The following is a 17,109-nucleotide window of genomic DNA, read 5'->3' as shown; positions in this document are numbered from 1 at the left end:
GGGCCTCGACGACGCGCATACGTTCGACGGCGCGACGCTCGCCGGCGCGCTCGCGCGCAACGTGACGGCGCCGCTCGCGCTGGCCCGCGCGCTCGCCGACGCGACGCCCGACGCCGCGCGCGACGACGAAACGCTGCGCGCATGCGCGATCCACGTGCTGGACCAGGCGCTGTTTCATCCGGCGCCCGACCGGCTGTCGCATGCGCTGATGCAGGCGGCGCTGCACCGCGCGACGTCCGCGCTGGCGCTCGCGCTCGCGCCGAAGGTGCGCGTCGCCGCGCTGGTGCGCGGTCATGCGCCGCATGCGGACGACGTCGCGGCGGCCGCCTGCTATCTCGCGAGCGCGCCCGGCGTCACGGGCGCGACGCTGACCGTCGACGGCGGCGAGCACCTGGTGCCGCCCGCCGCCGGCCCGAATGAATGAATCGCGCGGGTCGCGCGGCCTGATCGCCGCCGCCCGCGCCGCTTTGCGTGCGCGCACGCCAATTTGACTGGGACGACCATGTTTTCCGCTCTCCTGCACCCCCGCCTCGCGGATTGCCGCAGGCTCTACCTGCGCGACTACGAGGTGCACATCAACATCGGGGCCTTCGAACACGAGAAGCGCGGCGAGCAGCGCGTCGTCATCAACGTCGACCTGTTCGTGCCGCTCGCGCAGTCGACGCCGGTCGACGACCGGCTGCACGAAGTGGTCGACTACGACCTGATGAAGCAGAGCGTCGCGCAATGCGTGGCGCGCGGCCACATCCACCTGCAGGAAACGCTGTGCGACGCGATCGCCGAGCGCCTGCTGGCGCACGACGCCGTGCGCGCGGTGCGCGTCTGTACCGAGAAACCGGACGCCTATCCGGACTGCGACGCCGTCGGCGTCGAAGTCTTTCGCATCAAGGACGAGGAGCGAGCATGAACGCCCCCCAAACGAACGACACGGCGGCCGACGTCGCCGCGATCGAAGCGAGTGTCGCCGAAGTCGGCCGCCGCGCGCTCACGCGCCGCGAGCAGAAGGAAGCGTACGAGAACAACAAGCTGTTCAAGCGGATCGTGCGCCAGGTCGGCCAGGCGATCGGCGACTACAACATGATCGAGCACGGCGACAAGGTGATGGTGTGCCTGTCCGGCGGCAAGGACAGCTATGCGATGCTCGACATCCTGCTGCGCCTGCGCGAGCGCGCGCCAATCGACTTCGACATCGTCGCGGTGAACCTCGACCAGAAGCAGCCGGGCTTTCCGGAGCACGTGCTGCCCGAATACCTGACGCAGATCGGCGTGCCGTTCCACATCGAGAACTAGGACACCTACAGCATCGTCAAGCGGCTCGTGCCCGAAGGCAAGACCACGTGCTCGCTGTGCTCGCGGCTGCGCCGCGGGATCCTGTACCGCGTCGCCGGCGAGCTCGGCGCGACCAAGATCGCGCTCGGCCATCACCGCGACGACATCGTGCAGACGCTGCTGCTGAACATGTTCTACGGCGGCAAGCTGAAGGGCATGCCGCCGAAGCTGCAGTCGGACGACGGCAAGAACATCGTGATCCGCCCGCTCGCGTACGTGAAGGAAACCGATCTCGAGAAATACGCGGAGCTGCGCGAATTCCCGATCATCCCGTGCAACCTGTGCGGCAGCCAGCCGAACCTCAAGCGTGCGGAAATGAAGGCGCTGATCCGCGAATGGGACAAGCGCTTCCCGGGCCGCGTCGACAACATGTTCAACGCGCTCGCGAACGTCGTGCCGTCGCACCTGATGGACACCGCGCTGTTCCCGTTCACGTCGCTGCGCGCGACCGGCGAAGCCGACCCGCAGGGCGACATCGCGTTCGACGACGAACCGTGCGCGAGCGGCGACGATCCGGCCATGCCGCGCGCCGCGACGCCAGGCGCGGGCACGGTCAAGCCGATCTCGATCGTCCAGTTCGACGACCTGTAACAGAGGGCCGGAACGCCCGCCGCACGGGGCGCCGGCCGCCGTCGTGCGGTGCCGGCCGCGCGCCGCGGCGGCCCGGAACGGCAGGGGCCGCATGCTAAAATGACCGGCTTCGAACTCCTCTGACAAGCTCGCCATGAATATCGTGATTTTGGCGGCAGGCGCCGGCAAGCGCATGCGTTCCGCGCTGCCTAAGGTGCTTCATCCTCTGGCCGGCAGGCCGCTTCTCTCCCACGTCATCGCCACCGCACGCACGCTGCAGCCGTCGCGGCTCGTCGTCGTCGTCGGTCACGGTGCGGAGCAGGTGCAGGCCGCCGTCGCGGCGCCGGACATCCAGTTCGCGGTGCAGACCGAGCAGCTCGGCACCGGCCATGCGGTACGTCAGGCGCTGCCGCTGCTCGATCCCGCGCATCCGACGCTCGTGCTGTACGGCGACGTGCCGCTCACGCGCGCATCCACGCTGCGCCGCCTCGCCGATGCCGCGCGCGACGGCCGCTACGGCATTCTGACCGTCACGCTCGACGATCCGACCGGCTACGGGCGGATCGTGCGCGACGGGTCGGGCTTCGTCACGCGCATCGTCGAGCAGAAGGACGCGTCGCCGGACGAGTTGAGGATCGCCGAGATCAACACCGGCATCGTCGTCACGCCCACCGCGCAGCTGTCGATGTGGCTCGGCGCGCTGAAGAACGACAACGCGCAGGGCGAGTACTACCTGACCGACGTCGTCGAGCTCGCGATCGAGGCCGGCTTCGACGTCGTCACGACGCAGCCGGACGACGAGTGGGAAACGCTCGGCGTGAACAGCAAGGCGCAGCTCGCGGAGCTCGAGCGCGTTCATCAGCGCAGCGTCGCCGACGCGCTGCTGGCCGACGGCGTCACGCTGGCGGACCCGGCGCGCATCGACGTGCGCGGCACGCTGCGCTGCGGGCACGACGTGTCGATCGACGTGAACTGCGTGTTCGAAGGCGACGTGACGCTCGCCGACAACGTGACGATCGGCGCGAACTGCGTGATCCGCAACGCGTCGATCGGCGCGGGCACGCGCATCGACGCGTTCACGCACATCGACGGCGCCGAGCTCGGCGCGCACACGGTGATCGGCCCGTACGCGCGGCTGCGCCCTGGCGCGCAGCTCGCGGACGAAGCGCACGTCGGCAACTTCGTCGAGGTGAAGAACGCGGTGATCGGCCACGGCTCGAAGGCGAATCACCTGACGTATATCGGCGACGCCGACATCGGCGCGCGCGTGAACATCGGCGCCGGCACGATCACGTGCAACTACGACGGCGCGAACAAGTTCCGCACGGTGATCGAGGACGACGTGTTCGTCGGCTCGGACACGCAGCTCGTCGCGCCGGTGCGCGTCGGCCGCGGCGCGACGATCGCCGCGGGCACGACGATCTGGAAGGACGTCGCCGACAATCTTCTCGCGCTGAACGAGAAGACGCAGACCGTGAAGAGCGGCTATGTCCGCCCGGTCAAGAAGAAGAGCTGAACCATTTGCGGGCGCCGTGACGGCGCCCGCGTCGACTGACAGGATTGACCATTCATGTGCGGGATTGTCGGCGCAGTTGCGCAGCGTAATATCGTTCCGGTGCTGATCGAAGGACTGCGGCGCCTCGAATACCGTGGCTACGACTCGTGCGGCGTCGCCGTGCTCGAGCCGGGCGCACCGAAGCGCGCGCGCAGCGTCGCGCGCGTCGCCGATCTCGACGCGCAGGTGCGCGAGTCGCACCTCGAAGGCACGACCGGCGTCGCGCACACGCGCTGGGCGACGCACGGCGCGCCCGTCACGCACAACGCGCACCCGATCTTCTCGTCGGACGCGCTCGCGCTCGTGCACAACGGGATCATCGAGAACTTCGAGCCGCTGCGCGAAGCGCTGCGCGCGAAGGGCTACACGTTCGTGTCGCAGACCGACACCGAAGTGATCGCGCACCTCGTGCACAGCCTGTATCGCGGCGATCTGTTCGAAGCGGTGCGCGACGCGGTGCGCCAGCTGCACGGCGCATATGCGATCGCGGTGATCCACAAGGACCAGCCGCATACCGTCGTCGGCGCGCGCCAGGGTTCGCCGCTCGTCGTCGGCCACGGCGACGGCGAGAACTTCCTCGCGTCCGACGCGCTCGCGCTTGCCGGCAGCACCGACCGCTTCACGTTCCTCGAGGAAGGCGACGTGTGCGAGCTGTCGCTCGACGGCGTGAAGATCGTCGATCGCAACGGCGCGCTCGCGCAGCGCGAAGCGCGCGTCGTCAGCGCGTACGGCGGCGCGGTCGAGCTTGGGCCCTATCGCCATTTCATGCAGAAGGAAATCTTCGAGCAGCCGCGCGCGATCGGCGACACGGTGCCGCAAACCGAAGCCTTCGACGCGACGCTGTTCGGCGACGCCGCACCCGCCGCGTTCGCGGACATCGACAGCCTGCTGATCCTCGCGTGCGGCACGAGCTACTACTCGGGCCTCACCGCGAAATACTGGCTCGAATCGATCGCGAAGATTCCGACGCAGGTCGAGATCGCGAGCGAATACCGCTACCGCGACTCGGTGCCGAACCCGCGCCAGCTCGTGGTGGTGATCTCGCAATCGGGCGAGACGGCCGACACGCTCGCCGCGCTCAAGCACGCGCAGTCGCTCGGCCACCGGCACACGCTCGCGGTGTGCAACGTCGCGACGAGCGCGATGGTGCGCCTGACCGACATGCAGTTCCTCACGCACGCGGGCACCGAGATCGGCGTCGCGTCGACGAAGGCATTCACGACGCAGCTCGTCGCGCTGTTCGTGCTGGCGGCGACGCTCGGCAAGCTGCGCGGGCACGTCGACGCCGCGCAGGAAGCGGAGTTCGTGAAGCAGCTGCGCCATCTGCCGGCCGCGCTGAACAGCGTGCTCGCGCTCGAGCCGCAGATCATCGCGTGGTCGGAGGAGTTCGCGCGCAAGGAAAACGCGCTGTTCCTCGGCCGCGGGCTGCACTACCCGATCGCGCTCGAAGGCGCGCTGAAGCTGAAGGAAATCTCGTACATCCACGCGGAGGCGTATCCGGCCGGCGAACTGAAGCACGGCCCGCTCGCGCTCGTCACCGAAGCGATGCCGGTCGTCACGGTCGCGCCGAACGACACGCTGCTCGAGAAGCTGAAGTCGAACATGCAGGAAGTGCGTGCACGCGGCGGCCAGCTGTACGTGTTCGCCGATGCCGATACGCAGATCGTCAACGACGAAGGCCTGCACGTGATCCGGATGCCGGAACACTACGGCCAGTTGTCGCCGATCCTGCATGTGGTGCCGCTGCAGCTGCTCGCGTATCACACCGCATGCGCGCGCGGTACCGACGTCGACAAGCCGCGCAATCTCGCGAAATCGGTGACGGTCGAGTAAGCCACGCGCAACGGGCGCTCGGCTGCGCCGACGACTCAGACGGAGAAACCATGCGAAAACTGTTGGGATGCGGATTGATGGCGCTGACGTTCGCGTCGAGCAGCTGGGCGGCCGAACGCTACGTCGAAGTGTGGAATCCGCCCGAAGCGCGGCAGCCCGCGCGGACGCCCGCCGCGCGTACAGGCGCCGACGCGCATGCCGCGAAGGGCGCGGACAAGCATGCGAGCGCGCAGCCGAAAACCGCCGCGAAGCCGCACAAGCGCCGCGTCGTGCAGACGGTGAAGGCGGCGCCGCATCGCGCGCCCGCCGCACCCGCCGCCGACACGCCGGCCGCACCGCGTCCCGTCACGCAGCCGGCGCCGGGCCGCCTCACGGTGATGCAGCCGGCCGCACCGGACGCGCCGCGTGCGCAGGACTTCTCCGACATTCCGCGGCAATACACGCCGGACGGCAACGTGCTGCGCGTCGGCACGCGCAGCCGCTCCGCGGAGGTAACGCGATAATGGAAGCGGAAACCTATCACGGCTATCAGATCTGGGGCCATTCGATCCTGCAGCAGGACGAGATCCTGCAGCCCGAGCGCTACGCGGCAAGCGGCACGATCACGCAGAACAACCGGCTCGTCGAAGCGTCGGGCGTGCTCGGCGTGTTCGACACCGAGGACGAAGCGCGCGAAGCGGGGCTCGAATGGGCCCGTGCGTGGATCGACAATCACCGTTGAGCGGCCGCCGCGCACGCATCGCCGCAACGAAGCGGCCGGCCGCGGTGTCGTGCACGGCTTCGATCGCATAGCGCAAACGAAGAAGGGGCGTCCATGACGCCCCTTCGTTCGTTCGAGCCGGGAAAGCTCACGCTGCCGTGTGCGGCGGCCGCATCGCCGCGTGCGGGCGGCCGACGAGCCGCGACAACCCGACGATCGTCGCGAGCGTCGTCAGATACGCGGCGATCTGGATTCCCGCCGGTCGCGCGGTATAGCCGACGAGCGTATGCAGCGCCTTGCCGACGATCGTCGACTCCTTGAGCAGCCACGACGTATCCCACACCGCATCGCCCCACGACGGCACGAGCCCCGCCGCGAGCAGGAAGCCGACACACTGGCTCGCCATCCCGGCCGCGAGCAGCACGATCAGCCAGTTCGTCACCGAGAACAGCCGCTTCAGCGGAATCTGCAGCAAGCCGGCATACATCGCGTAGCCGAGCCCCGCTCCGCCGAGCACGCCGAGCAGCCCGCCGGCGATCATCTGCGGCGTCTGGCCCGGATCGCCGGCCGCGATCCCGTACAGGAACAGCACGGCTTCGGAGCCTTCGCGCAGCACCGCGACGCCGACCACGACCGCGAGCCCGGTCAGCGGCTTGCTGCCGGCGGCCACCGCGCGGCCGACCGCGCTCATGTGCAGCGCCATCTCGCGGCCGTGCCTGCTCATCCAGATGCTGTGCCACGCGAGCATCAGCGTCGCGACGAACATCACGCCGGCGTTGAACACTTCCTGCCCCATGCCGGACGCCCACTGCGAAATCACGTCGGCGAACGCGGCGATCAGCCCCGCGCCGATCACGCCGCCGACGAGCCCGCCGCCCACCCACCGGCCGCGCCGCGGCACGCCCTTCGTCGCGGCCATCACGATCGACACGACGAGCGCGGCCTCGAGCACTTCACGAAAGACGATCAGGGCGGTGGACAGCATCGCGGTATCCGTTTTACTTGACGGTCAGACGCGTCTTCGACTGCGCCTCGTGATACTCGTCGTGGAATTCGTAGGTGCCGGCCTTCAGCGGCCCGACGAGGATCTCGACCGACTTGCCGGCCGGCACGACCTTCTCCGCCTTGAAGTCGTCGCTTTCGAATTCGGCCGGCGTCGCATCGAGGTTCTTCACGACGAACTTCACCTTCTTGCCGGCCGGGATCGTCACGCCGTCCGGAGAAAACTTGTGATCCTTGAGCGTGAGATTGACGACGTCGTCGGCGGCGAATGCGGTGGCCGATGCGCCGAGCAGCGCCAGTGCGAAACCGAAAGCGAAACGATTCATGGTGAAGATCGAAGAGGAACGTGAGGGGAACCGATACTAAGAGCGATTCGCATTCCGCGCATCGAATGTCCATGCCCACTCAATGGGGATCGTGCTCCATACCGTTTCGCGACGCGCGGCGCATCAAGGCTTGCGTCGATTCGCGACGTCCGAAGCACGCGGTCAATTCGGCCAAACACCGACGGACGTGCGCGTGCGCGGTACGCATTCGTCGGACGACCGGCTTACGAACGGCCGACTGCGCGCGATATGCTGCACGCATCCATGCATGCGCTTGACCTTCCTACCGTGGCAAGCTTCATGCTGAATGCGTTCGTCAATCGTCAACCAGGAGAACAACGATGGAATTCGAAGTGCAGGACATGACCTGCGGCGGCTGCGCCAACGCGATCACGCGCGCGGTAACGGCCGCCGATCCGGGCGCCAGGATCGACATCGACGTCGCCGCGAAGATCGTCAAGGTCGAATCGGCGCAGGGTGCCGAGCGCGTGCAGGCGATCATCGAAGCGGCGGGCTTCCATCCCGCGTTGCGCGCCGCATAACGCACGTCACGCGGCAGCGGGCGCATCGCCGGCCGGCGATGCGCCCGAATGCGGGATCAGCGCAGCCGCACGAGCGTCGACTTCAGCTCCGTGTACTTCTCGAGCGCGTGCAGCGACTTGTCGCGGCCGTTGCCCGACTGCTTGTAGCCGCCGAACGGGAAGTTCATGTCGCCGCCCTCGTCGTAGCAGTTCACCCACACCGTTCCTGCGCGCAGGCGGCGCGATACGTCGTGCGCGGTCGTCAGGTTCGACGTCCACACGGCTGCGGCGAGGCCGTAGTCGCTGTCGTTCGCGATTCGCACCGCTTCGTCGACGTCGTCGAACACGATCACCGACAGCACGGGCCCGAAGATCTCCTCGCGCGCGATCTTCGCATCGGGCTTCACCTCGAACACCGTCGGCTCGACGTAGAAGCCGCCCGTTTCCTCTTTCACGCGCGCGCCGCCGGTGAGCAGCGTGCCTTCGCGGCGGCCCGCGTCGATGTAGGCGAGCACGCGTTCCAGCTGAACGCCGTCGACGATCGCGCCCATCGACACCGACGGATCGAGCGGATTGCCGGGCACGTACGCGCGCGCGGCCGCAACGAGCTTCTCGACGAACGCATCCTTGATGTCGCGATGCACGAGCAGGCGCGAGCCGGCCGTGCACATTTCGCCCATGTTGTAGAAGATCGCGCCGGCGGCCGCCTGCGCGGCGCGGTCGAGATCCGGGCAGTCGGGCAGCACGATGTTCGGCGACTTCCCGCCGAGTTCGAGCCACACGCGCTTCAGGTTCGACTGCGCGGCGTACTGCATGATCAGCTTGCCGACCGCCGTCGAGCCGGTGAACGCGATGCAGTCGACGTCGCGGTGCAGCGCGAGCAGCTTGCCCGGTTCGCCCGCGCCCGGCACGACGTTGAACACGCCGGCCGGGATGCCGGCATCGCGCGCGAGCTGCGCGACACGAATCGCAGTGAGCGGCGACTTCTCGGACGGTTTCAGCACGACGCTGTTGCCGGCCGCGAGCGCGGGGCCGAACTTCCACGCGGCCATCAGGATCGGGAAGTTCCACGGCACGACGGCCGCGACCACGCCGACCGGCTCGCGCGTGACGAGACCGACCAGATGATGATCGACCGGCGCGACTTCGCCGCCGACCTTGTCGATCGCTTCGGCGAACCATTCGACGCAGTACGCGGCGCCCGGCACGTCGACGGTGGTCGTGTCGCCGATCGGCTTGCCCGCATCGAGCGTCTCGAGCAGCGCGAGCTCGTCGAGATGCTCGCGCATCAGCGCCGCCCAGCGCAGCAGCACGGCCTTGCGCGCACGCGGATTCAGCCCGGCCCATACGCCGGCGTCGAACGCGCGGCGCGCCGCGGCGACGGCCGCGTTTACATCGGGCTCGCCGCAGTCGGCGACCTTCGCGAGCACGCGGCCGTCGATCGGGCTCACGCAATCGAACGTCTTCGCGCCGTGCGCATCGCGCAATGCACCGTCGATGAATGCGCGTCCTTCGATCGCGAGCGACGCCGCCTTGTCCTGCCAGTCAGCCAAAGTCAACTTGTTCATCAGGAAGCCTCAATGGAGTGGCATTCGCGATGCAGCGTGCCGCACGCATGCGCAACGACGTGCGCGCGGCGGCGAATGCGGTGACGCGCGGGCGTCAGAAGGTCGGCGGCGAATTGGCCGATACGACCTCGCAGACGTGCTCCGCGCTGGGATTGCGGAAACGGTGCGGCAAGCGGCTTTCGAAGTAGTAGCCGTCTCCGGGGTCGAGCAGCCACGTCGCGCCGTCGACCGTCAGCTCGAGACGCCCCGACACGACGACGCCGCCCTCGTGCCCCGCATGTGCGAGCATCTCGGGTCCCGTGTCGGCGTGCGGCTGATAGACCTCGCGCATGATGCACATGTTGCGATCCTTCACGCCTGCGCCGACGAGATGGAACGCGAGCGCATCGTTGCCGAGATTCGGCATCTCGTCGCGACGCGATACCACCGTGCGCGATTCGACGAGCTCGAACGTGAAGAACTCGGCGAGGCTCATCGGAATGCATTCGAGCAGCTTCTTCAGCGAGCCGACCGACGGGCTCACACGGCCCTGCTCGATCAGCGAGATCGCGCCGTTGGTGACGCCCGCGCGCTTCGCGAGTTCGCGCTGCGACAGGCCATGCTTGTTGCGCACGAAACGCAGGCGCTCGGCGACTTCGGTGGACATCGATTCGGTTTCGGACACGATAGGCAGGGCAATTGAAGAAGGGGCGACGCGCTCGACTGCTGTTGAATATTCTAATCACTTTATGTCGCGCATCAGCGGGGAAAACCCTGAAAGGCGTTCGAAATAATGAACACCCGATACATCATTCTTTTTGCGAATCTTTTATTCGCTATGCTACGGGAAAGCCCTGAGACGAGACCCCCAAAAAATATTTGACGGCGTTTTTGGCTCGTATATGCTGGCTCTCAGGTCGGTGTCATCGACGTTTCATTGGCCGCGAATTGCGTGATTCACGCGCAAAATCGATGCCCTTCAATGTAAATGACGCCGCACCGGCGCCTCGATTATTTTAAACGCGTCGCGCGTCGAGAAAATCGGGCGTTCAATACTTTCAACGAACCAGTCGAGTGTAAACGTGAGAGTCCGTGGCCCTCTGGTGAGGTGGGATCGCCGCGATGTGCGAAGTCTGCGCAGCGCCGGCCCCGCTTCCGATGGCAGTTGCGGCTGGCATAGTCCTCGCCTGCTGCATCTGTCGATCTACACAATCCTGTCCCGTCGTTCCGTTCGGCGCCACAACGCCGTTTCCGCACGCGCATTCGTCGCCGTCGATACCGACGAAGTCGCGTCGCTGCTGCCGTAGCGCCTCTCCTTTCTTCACGTCGTCCGCTTCGCCTGCCTGTCCGCCATCCGCGCCGATCGCGCGGTGATGGAACGCGTTCGCGCATTCGTTGCCGCGTCGCGCGTCGCAGCGAAACGAACGACGGCCTGATCGTCGCGCGCAGCGCGGATCGTCACATCGTCCCGTTGCGCCCATTCATCAGCGGCCTTGCGCATTGCGCCAGGCTGCGGGACCGCTTGTCGCCCGCGTTTTGCCGCATCGGCGCGTGCGCGGCCGGCAGTCTTACGGATCACGAATCGACGTCATGGAAAGGAAACCCCTCGTCGGCATCACCGCCGACACCAACCAGATCGGCGCGCACGCGTCGCATACGGTCGGCGACAAGTACGTCGCCGCGATCGTCGACGGCGCGCGCGCGCTCGCGATGGTGCTGCCCGCGCTCGGCGAGCGGCAATCCATCGACGACGTGCTCGACGCAGTCGACGGCCTGCTGTTTACCGGCAGCTACTCGAACGTCGAGCCGCACCGTTACGGCGGCGAGCCGAGCGCGCCCGGCACGAAGCACGACCCCGCGCGCGACGCGACGACGCTGCCGCTGCTGCGTGCGGCGATCGCCGCAGGCGTGCCGGTGCTCGCGGTGTGCCGCGGCTTTCAGGAGCTGAACGTCGTATGCGGCGGCACGCTGCATCAGCGCGTGCACGAAGTGCGCGGCTTCGCCGATCACCGCGAGGATGACGCCGCGCCGATGGACGTGCAGTACGGACCCGCGCACGTCGTGCATCTGATGCCCGGCGGCATGCTGCACGCGCTCGCCGACGGCCGCGACGAAGTGCAGGTGAACTCGCTGCACCAGCAGGGCATCGCGCAGCTCGGCGCCGGCCTCGCGGTCGAGGCGGTCGCGCCGGACGGGCTGATCGAGGCCGTGCGCGTCGTCGATGCGCCGGCTTTCGCGCTCGCCGTGCAATGGCACCCGGAATGGCGGCACGCGCACGACCCGCTGTCGAGCGCGATCTTCCGCGCGTTCGGCGATGCATGCCGCGCGCGCCGGCAACGCCGGCCGAACGCTGCCGCCGCCGCGCTCGCATGAGCGCCGACCCACTGATAACGAGAACGAACATGCAAGACATCGAAGACTTTCTGAAGCAGCACCGGATCACCGAGATCGAAGCGATCATTCCCGACATGGCCGGCATCGCGCGCGGCAAGATCACGCCGCGCAACAAGTTCGAGTCCGGCGAATCGATGCGGCTGCCGCAGGCCGTGATGGTGCAGACGGTCACCGGCGACTATCCGGAAGACGGCTCGCTGACCGGCGTGACCGATCCCGACATGGTGTGCGTGCCCGACACGTCGACGATTCGGCTGATCCCGTGGGCGGTCGACCCGACCGCGCAGGTGATCCACGACTGCGTGCACTTCGACGGCTCGCCGGTCGAGATCTCGCCGCGCTACGTGCTGCGCCGCGTGCTCGACCTGTACAAGGCCAAAGGCTGGAAGCCGGTCGTCGCGCCCGAGCTCGAGTTCTATCTGGTCGACATGAACAAGGATCCGGACCTGCCGCTGCGTCCGCCGGTCGGCCGCACGGGCCGCCCGGAAACCGGACGTCAGTCGTATTCGATCGAGGCCGTCAACGAGTTCGATCCGCTGTTCGAGGACATCTACGAATACTGCGACACGCAGAACCTCGACATCGACACGTTGATCCACGAAGTCGGCGCCGCGCAGATGGAGATCAACTTCATGCACGGCGACGCGCTGTCGCTGGCCGACCAGGTGTTCCTGTTCAAGCGCACGGTGCGCGAAGCGGCGCTGCGTCACAACATGTACGCGACGTTCATGGCGAAGCCGATGGAAGGCGAACCGGGCTCGGCGATGCACGTGCATCAGAGCATCGTCGACGAGGAAACCGGCCGCAACCTGTTCACGTCGCCGGAAACGGGCAGCGCGACGTCGACGTTCTACAACTACCTCGCAGGCCTGCAGAAATACACGCCCGCGCTGATGCCGATCTTCGCGCCGTACATCAACTCGTACCGCCGCCTGTCGCGCTTCATGGCCGCGCCGATCAACGTGCAGTGGGGCTACGACAACCGCACGGTCGGCTTCCGGATTCCGCATTCGAGCCCGGCCGCACGGCGAATCGAGAACCGCATTCCGGGCGTCGACTGCAACCCGTACCTCGCGCTCGCGGCGACGCTCGCGGCCGGCTATCTCGGGATGACGCAGCGCCTCGAACCGACCGAGCCGCTCGTCAGCGACGGCTACGCGCTGCCGTATCAGCTGCCGCGCAACCTCGAGGAAGGACTCACGCTGATGGCCGCGTGCGAGCCGCTCGGCGAAATCCTCGGCCAGAAGTTCCTGAAAGCGTATTTCGCGCTGAAGGAAACCGAATACGAAGCGTTCTTCCGCGTGATCAGCTCGTGGGAACGCCGCCACCTGCTGCTGCACGTGTAAGCGCGCGCACAACCGCAATCAGGCAATACGGAGGAAACATGACTTACCGCAACGAATCCGCATGGATCCAGCCCGCCGCGCCGGCCGCGGCCCGCGCCGCACAGGCGCGCTCGACCGCCGACTACCGCGCGCTCGACGCCGCGCACCACATCCACCCGTTCTCCGACATGGGCGCGCTGAACCGCGCGGGCAGCCGCGTGATCGTGAAGGCCGACGGCGTGTATCTGTGGGATTCCGACGGCAACAAGATCATCGACGGGATGGCCGGCCTCTGGTGCGTGAACGTCGGCTACGGGCGCAAGGAACTCGCGGACGCCGCCTATCGGCAACTGCAGGAACTGCCGTACTACAACACGTTCTTCAAGACCACGCATCCGCCGGTGATCGAACTGTCGGCGATGCTCGCGGAAGTGACGCCGCCCGGCTTCGACCACTTCTTCTATTGCAACAGCGGCTCGGAGGGCAACGACACCGTGCTGCGCGTCGTGCACCAGTACTGGCGCGTGCAAGGCAAGCCGCAGAAGAAATACGTGATCTCGCGCAGGAACGGCTATCACGGCTCGACGATCGCCGGCGGCACGCTCGGTGGGATGGGCTACATGCACGAGCAGATGCCGTCGAAGGTCGAGCACGTCGTGCATATCGACCAGCCGTATTACTTCGGCGAAGCGCAGCCCGGCGAGACGCCCGAAGCATTCGGCCTGGCGCGCGCGCAGCAGCTCGAAGCGAAGATTCTCGAACTCGGTGCGGAAAACGTCGCCGCGTTCATCGGCGAGCCGTTCCAGGGCGCGGGCGGCGTGATCTTCCCGCCGTCGACGTACTGGCCGGAGATTCAGCGCATCTGCCGCAAATACGACGTGCTGCTGGTGGCCGACGAAGTGATCGGCGGCTTCGGACGCACCGGCGAGTGGTTCGCGCATCAGCACTTCGGGTTCGAGCCGGACCTGATCACGATGGCGAAGGGGCTGACGTCCGGCTACGTGCCGATGGGCGCGGTCGGCATTCACCAGCGCGTCGCACGTCCGATCATCGACAACGGCGAATTCAATCACGGGCTCACGTACTCCGGTCATCCGGTCGCTGCGGCGGTGGCGGTCGCGAACCTGAAGCTGCTGCGCGACGAAGGGATCGTCGAGCGCGCGAAGCACGACACGGGGCCGTACTTCCAGGCGCTGCTGCGCGACACGTTCGCGCACCACCCGATCGTCGGCGAAGTGCACGGTCACGGCCTCGTCGCGAGCCTGCAGCTCGCCGAAGCGCCGGCCGAGCGGCGCCGCTTCGCGAACGGCGGCGACGTCGGCACGATCTGCCGCGACTTCTGCTTCAACGGCAACCTGATCATGCGCGCGACCGGCGACCGGATGCTGCTGTCGCCGCCGCTCGTGATCTCGCGCAACGAGATCGACGAGCTCGTATCGAAGGCGAAGCAGGCCGTCGATGCGACCGCCCGGCAACTGGGCCTTTCGTAACGGCTTTGCCTACAGGCGTGCGGCGGGCGCCGCACGCCGCCATAACCAGGGGAACTCCACCATGCGTGCTCGTTTTCTTCGCCAAGCCTGTTCCGCCGCCGCCCTTGCCGCAGCGGCGGCCTTCACGTCGGCTGCCAGCCCGTCGGCGCACGCCGACGAGCTGAACGTCTACAACTGGTCCGACTACATCGCACCGGACACGATCCCGAACTTCCAGAAACAGACGGGTATCCACGTCAAGTACGACAACTACGACAGCGACGACACGCTGCAGGCGAAGCTGCTCGCCGGCAGTTCGGGCTACGACATCGTCGTGCCGACGTCGAACTACATGGCCAAGCAGATCCAGGCCGGCGTGTACCAGAAGCTCGACAAGTCGAAGATTCCGAACCTCGCGAACCTCGATCCGCTGCTGATGAAGATGATCGCCGACGCCGATCCGGGCAATCAGTACGGCGTGCCGTGGGCGTACGGCACGGACGGCATCGGCTACAACGTGCAGGCGGTGAAGAAGGCGCTCGGCGACAAGGCGCCGGTCGACAGCTGGGCGCTCGTATTCGATCCGGCCAATATGGAGAAGCTGAAGAGCTGCGGCGTGTCGTTCCTCGATCAGGCCGTCGACGTGTTCGCGGCGACGCTGCAATACATGGGCCGCAACCCGAACAGCACGAACCCCGGCGACTACCAGGCCGCGTTCGACGTGCTGAAGAAAGTCCGCCCGTACATCACGCAGTTCAATTCGTCCGGCTACATCAACGATCTCGCGAACAACGACGTCTGCGTCGTGCTCGGCTGGTCCGGCGACGTCGGGATCGCCCACCGCCGCGCGTCCGAAGCGAAGCGCGCGTACGACATCAAGTTTTCGAATCCGAAGGAAGGCGGGCTGCTGTGGTTCGACGTGATGGTGATCCCGAAGGACGCGCCGCATCCGGAGAACGCGATGAAGTGGATCAACTACGTGTCGGACCCGAAGGTCAACGCGGCGATCACGAACACGGTGTTCTATCCGACCGCGAACAAGGCTGCGCATCCGTTCGTCACGCCGGCCGTCGCGCAGGATCCGACCGTCTATCCGCCCGAGGACGTGCTGAAGAAGATGGTGCTGATGAAGCCGATGCCGGCCGACATCCTGCGCCTCGAAAACCGGTTGTGGGCGCAACTGAAGACCGGACACTGATCGCGATGCCGCACGGCCGCGCACGCATCGCCTAGCGCGTGCGCGACCGCGCTGAACGGACGAGCGTCCGCGCAGCGCGCACTGTTCCATCCGGCATGAGCCGTCGTCCGCGAGCCGCGCGCTGCGCCTCGCGCGGGGACGCTCGCGCCTGCAATCCGTGAAGAACGAATGGTGACTCCCATGCAATCGATACCCTCTACCGCTGCCGCACGCCACGCCCCGCCGGCGCCGGCGGCCCGTCCGAAGCACGACGCGTTCGTGCGCATCGAGAACGTCGTGAAGAAGTTCGGCGACAGCGTCGCCGTCGACAACGTGAGCCTGACGATCGCGAAGAACGAGCTGTTCGCGCTGCTCGGCAGCTCGGGCTGCGGCAAGTCGACGCTGCTGCGCATGCTCGCCGGCCTCGAGACGGCGACCTCCGGCAAGATCTTCGTCGACGGCGAAGACCTCGCGTCGCTGCCGCCGTATCGCCGGCCGGTGAACATGATGTTCCAGTCGTATGCGCTGTTCCCGCACATGTCGGTCGAGGCGAACGTCGCGTTCGGCCTGAAGCAGGAACGCACGCCGAAGCACGAGATCGCCGAACGCGTCGCCGACGCGCTCGCGCTCGTGCAGATGGGCAAGTATGCGAAGCGCAAGCCGCATCAGCTGTCCGGCGGCCAGCAGCAGCGCGTCGCGCTCGCGCGCTCGCTCGTCAAGCGGCCGAAGCTGCTGCTGCTCGACGAGCCGATGTCCGCGCTCGACAAGAAGATCCGGCAGAAGACTCAGCTCGAACTCGTCAACATCATCGAGAAGGTCGACGTGACGTGCGTGATGGTCACGCACGACCAGGAAGAGGCGATGACGATGGCGAGCCGCCTCGCGGTGATGAGCGAAGGCCGGATCGTGCAGATCGGCACGCCGGGCGAAGTCTACGAATATCCGAACAGCCGCTTCTCGGCCGAGTTCATCGGCTCGACGAACCTGTTCGAGGGGCGCGTGGTCGAGGACGAGCCCGATCACATCTTCGTCGAGAGCGACGATCTCGAAGCGCGGATGTACGTGAGCCACGGTGTGACCGGCCCGCTCGGGATGCCGGTCGGCATCTCGGTGCGCCCGGAGCGCGTGCACGTGTCGCGCGACAAGCCGCGTTCGCCGCACAACTGGGCGCGCGGCGTCGTCACCGACATCGCGTACATGGGCAGCTACTCGCTGTATCACGTGCGGCTGCCGAGCGGCAAGACGGTCGTGTCGAACCTGTCGAGCTCGCATCTGATGCACGAAGGCGCGCCGGCATGGAACGACGACGTGTTCGTGTCGTGGTCGCCGGCAAGCGGCGTCGTGCTGACGCAGTGAGGGCG

The 17,109-nt window shown here is 67.1% G+C and carries 17 protein-coding genes and 1 pseudogene; 14 read left to right on the top strand and 4 right to left on the bottom strand.

Annotated features, from left to right (window positions below; translation table 11 throughout):
* The 7 genes and pseudogenes from BUB20358_RS14480 to BUB20358_RS14450 all read left to right on the top strand — a co-directional run.
* Positions 1 to 424, top strand: a 424-nt coding sequence (locus BUB20358_RS14480; protein WP_367646443.1) for a Rossmann fold domain-containing protein, incomplete at its 5' end; no start/stop codon positions are given.
* A 78-nt stretch (positions 425 to 502) separates the two neighbouring features.
* Positions 503 to 907: a dihydroneopterin aldolase gene (locus tag BUB20358_RS14475; RefSeq protein ID WP_006763214.1), complete on the top strand. Its 405-nt coding sequence runs from the start codon at positions 503 to 505 to the stop codon at positions 905 to 907.
* Positions 904 to 1,920, top strand: a pseudogene (gene ttcA / locus BUB20358_RS14470) (tRNA 2-thiocytidine(32) synthetase TtcA). The gene BUB20358_RS14475 and the pseudogene ttcA overlap by 4 nt, the downstream one beginning before the upstream one ends.
* Positions 1,921 to 2,053: 133 nt before the next feature.
* The gene (gene glmU / locus BUB20358_RS14465) at positions 2,054 to 3,415 is read left to right on the top strand and encodes a bifunctional UDP-N-acetylglucosamine diphosphorylase/glucosamine-1-phosphate N-acetyltransferase GlmU (protein WP_006763213.1); all 1,362 of its coding nucleotides are present in this window, start codon (positions 2,054 to 2,056) and stop codon (positions 3,413 to 3,415) included.
* Between the two features lie 54 nt (positions 3,416 to 3,469).
* Complete coding sequence (glmS, locus tag BUB20358_RS14460) at positions 3,470 to 5,287, top strand: glutamine--fructose-6-phosphate transaminase (isomerizing) (protein WP_035971599.1); 1,818 nt, start codon at positions 3,470 to 3,472, stop codon at positions 5,285 to 5,287.
* A gap of 50 nt (positions 5,288 to 5,337) precedes the next feature.
* Entirely contained in the window at positions 5,338 to 5,790 is a 453-nt protein-coding gene (locus BUB20358_RS14455) for a hypothetical protein (protein WP_035971598.1), read from the top strand.
* The gene (locus tag BUB20358_RS14450; protein WP_006763210.1) at positions 5,790 to 6,008 is read left to right on the top strand and encodes a DUF6566 family protein; all 219 of its coding nucleotides are present in this window, start codon (positions 5,790 to 5,792) and stop codon (positions 6,006 to 6,008) included. Before BUB20358_RS14455 ends, BUB20358_RS14450 begins: the two co-directional genes overlap by 1 nt.
* A 127-nt stretch (positions 6,009 to 6,135) precedes the next feature.
* On the opposite strand, the gene BUB20358_RS14445 is transcribed toward BUB20358_RS14450, so the two are convergent.
* Both BUB20358_RS14445 and BUB20358_RS14440 read right to left on the bottom strand, forming a co-directional pair.
* Positions 6,136 to 6,972: an FTR1 family iron permease gene (locus tag BUB20358_RS14445; RefSeq protein WP_006763209.1), complete on the bottom strand. Its 837-nt coding sequence runs from the start codon at positions 6,970 to 6,972 to the stop codon at positions 6,136 to 6,138.
* Positions 6,973 to 6,985: 13 nt separating this feature from the next.
* Complete coding sequence (locus BUB20358_RS14440; RefSeq protein WP_006763208.1) at positions 6,986 to 7,315, bottom strand: cupredoxin domain-containing protein; 330 nt, start codon at positions 7,313 to 7,315, stop codon at positions 6,986 to 6,988.
* A gap of 341 nt (positions 7,316 to 7,656) precedes the next feature.
* On the opposite strand from BUB20358_RS14440, the gene BUB20358_RS14435 reads away from it, so the two are divergent.
* Positions 7,657 to 7,857 carry a heavy-metal-associated domain-containing protein gene (locus BUB20358_RS14435; protein WP_006763207.1) on the top strand — a complete coding sequence of 67 codons (201 nt, stop codon included), beginning with the start codon at positions 7,657 to 7,659 and terminating at the stop codon, positions 7,855 to 7,857.
* Positions 7,858 to 7,913: 56 nt separating this feature from the next.
* On the opposite strand, the gene BUB20358_RS14430 is transcribed toward BUB20358_RS14435, so the two are convergent.
* Complete coding sequence (locus BUB20358_RS14430) at positions 7,914 to 9,404, bottom strand: aldehyde dehydrogenase (RefSeq protein ID WP_006763206.1); 1,491 nt, start codon at positions 9,402 to 9,404, stop codon at positions 7,914 to 7,916.
* A 94-nt stretch (positions 9,405 to 9,498) separates the two neighbouring features.
* The gene (locus tag BUB20358_RS14425; RefSeq protein WP_035973248.1) at positions 9,499 to 10,050 is read right to left on the bottom strand and encodes a cupin domain-containing protein; all 552 of its coding nucleotides are present in this window, start codon (positions 10,048 to 10,050) and stop codon (positions 9,499 to 9,501) included.
* 457 nt (positions 10,051 to 10,507) lie between these two features.
* On the opposite strand from BUB20358_RS14425, the gene BUB20358_RS28370 reads away from it, so the two are divergent.
* The 6 genes from BUB20358_RS28370 to BUB20358_RS14400 all read left to right on the top strand — a co-directional run bounded on the left by BUB20358_RS28370 (position 10,508) and on the right by BUB20358_RS14400 (position 17,104).
* Positions 10,508 to 10,690 carry a hypothetical protein gene (locus BUB20358_RS28370; protein WP_059576381.1) on the top strand — a complete coding sequence of 61 codons (183 nt, stop codon included), beginning with the start codon at positions 10,508 to 10,510 and terminating at the stop codon, positions 10,688 to 10,690.
* Between the two features lie 283 nt (positions 10,691 to 10,973).
* A complete protein-coding gene (locus BUB20358_RS14420; RefSeq protein WP_035971595.1) occupies positions 10,974 to 11,756 on the top strand; it encodes a gamma-glutamyl-gamma-aminobutyrate hydrolase family protein in 783 nt (260 codons plus the stop codon).
* A gap of 29 nt (positions 11,757 to 11,785) precedes the next feature.
* The gene (locus tag BUB20358_RS14415) at positions 11,786 to 13,123 is read left to right on the top strand and encodes a glutamine synthetase family protein (protein WP_045552504.1); all 1,338 of its coding nucleotides are present in this window, start codon (positions 11,786 to 11,788) and stop codon (positions 13,121 to 13,123) included.
* Between the two features lie 38 nt (positions 13,124 to 13,161).
* Complete coding sequence (locus BUB20358_RS14410) at positions 13,162 to 14,592, top strand: aspartate aminotransferase family protein (RefSeq protein ID WP_006763202.1); 1,431 nt, start codon at positions 13,162 to 13,164, stop codon at positions 14,590 to 14,592.
* Positions 14,593 to 14,653: 61 nt separating this feature from the next.
* Positions 14,654 to 15,769 carry a polyamine ABC transporter substrate-binding protein gene (locus BUB20358_RS14405; RefSeq protein ID WP_006763201.1) on the top strand — a complete coding sequence of 372 codons (1,116 nt, stop codon included), beginning with the start codon at positions 14,654 to 14,656 and terminating at the stop codon, positions 15,767 to 15,769.
* A gap of 180 nt (positions 15,770 to 15,949) precedes the next feature.
* On the top strand, positions 15,950 to 17,104 hold the full coding sequence (locus BUB20358_RS14400; protein WP_045552403.1) for an ABC transporter ATP-binding protein: 1,155 nt from the start codon (positions 15,950 to 15,952) through the stop codon (positions 17,102 to 17,104).
* Positions 17,105 to 17,109 lie beyond the last annotated feature (5 nt).

The sequence above is a fragment of the Burkholderia dolosa genome, assembly GCF_902499135.1.
In the GTDB taxonomy this organism is placed as follows: Bacteria; Pseudomonadota; Gammaproteobacteria; order Burkholderiales; family Burkholderiaceae; genus Burkholderia; species Burkholderia dolosa.
This window is presented reverse-complemented; position numbering and strand designations above follow the sequence as displayed.

What these genes read in the sequence shown, in the direction of transcription:
- BUB20358_RS14415 (WP_045552504.1), top strand. Translation starts at nt 11,786, where the DNA reads ATGCAAGACATCGAAGACTTTCTGAAGCAGCACCGGATCACCGAGATC.
- BUB20358_RS14405 (WP_006763201.1), top strand. Translation starts at nt 14,654, where the DNA reads ATGCGTGCTCGTTTTCTTCGCCAAGCCTGTTCCGCCGCCGCCCTTGCC.
- BUB20358_RS14430 (WP_006763206.1), bottom strand. Translation starts at nt 9,404, where the DNA reads ATGAACAAGTTGACTTTGGCTGACTGGCAGGACAAGGCGGCGTCGCTC.
- BUB20358_RS14410 (WP_006763202.1), top strand. Translation starts at nt 13,162, where the DNA reads ATGACTTACCGCAACGAATCCGCATGGATCCAGCCCGCCGCGCCGGCC.
- glmU (WP_006763213.1), top strand. Translation starts at nt 2,054, where the DNA reads ATGAATATCGTGATTTTGGCGGCAGGCGCCGGCAAGCGCATGCGTTCC.
- BUB20358_RS14400 (WP_045552403.1), top strand. Translation starts at nt 15,950, where the DNA reads ATGCAATCGATACCCTCTACCGCTGCCGCACGCCACGCCCCGCCGGCG.
- BUB20358_RS14435 (WP_006763207.1), top strand. Translation starts at nt 7,657, where the DNA reads ATGGAATTCGAAGTGCAGGACATGACCTGCGGCGGCTGCGCCAACGCG.
- BUB20358_RS14450 (WP_006763210.1), top strand. Translation starts at nt 5,790, where the DNA reads ATGGAAGCGGAAACCTATCACGGCTATCAGATCTGGGGCCATTCGATC.
- BUB20358_RS14445 (WP_006763209.1), bottom strand. Translation starts at nt 6,972, where the DNA reads ATGCTGTCCACCGCCCTGATCGTCTTTCGTGAAGTGCTCGAGGCCGCG.
- BUB20358_RS14425 (WP_035973248.1), bottom strand. Translation starts at nt 10,050, where the DNA reads ATGTCCACCGAAGTCGCCGAGCGCCTGCGTTTCGTGCGCAACAAGCAT.
- BUB20358_RS14475 (WP_006763214.1), top strand. Translation starts at nt 503, where the DNA reads ATGTTTTCCGCTCTCCTGCACCCCCGCCTCGCGGATTGCCGCAGGCTC.
- BUB20358_RS14455 (WP_035971598.1), top strand. Translation starts at nt 5,338, where the DNA reads ATGCGAAAACTGTTGGGATGCGGATTGATGGCGCTGACGTTCGCGTCG.
- BUB20358_RS14440 (WP_006763208.1), bottom strand. Translation starts at nt 7,315, where the DNA reads ATGAATCGTTTCGCTTTCGGTTTCGCACTGGCGCTGCTCGGCGCATCG.
- glmS (WP_035971599.1), top strand. Translation starts at nt 3,470, where the DNA reads ATGTGCGGGATTGTCGGCGCAGTTGCGCAGCGTAATATCGTTCCGGTG.
- BUB20358_RS14420 (WP_035971595.1), top strand. Translation starts at nt 10,974, where the DNA reads ATGGAAAGGAAACCCCTCGTCGGCATCACCGCCGACACCAACCAGATC.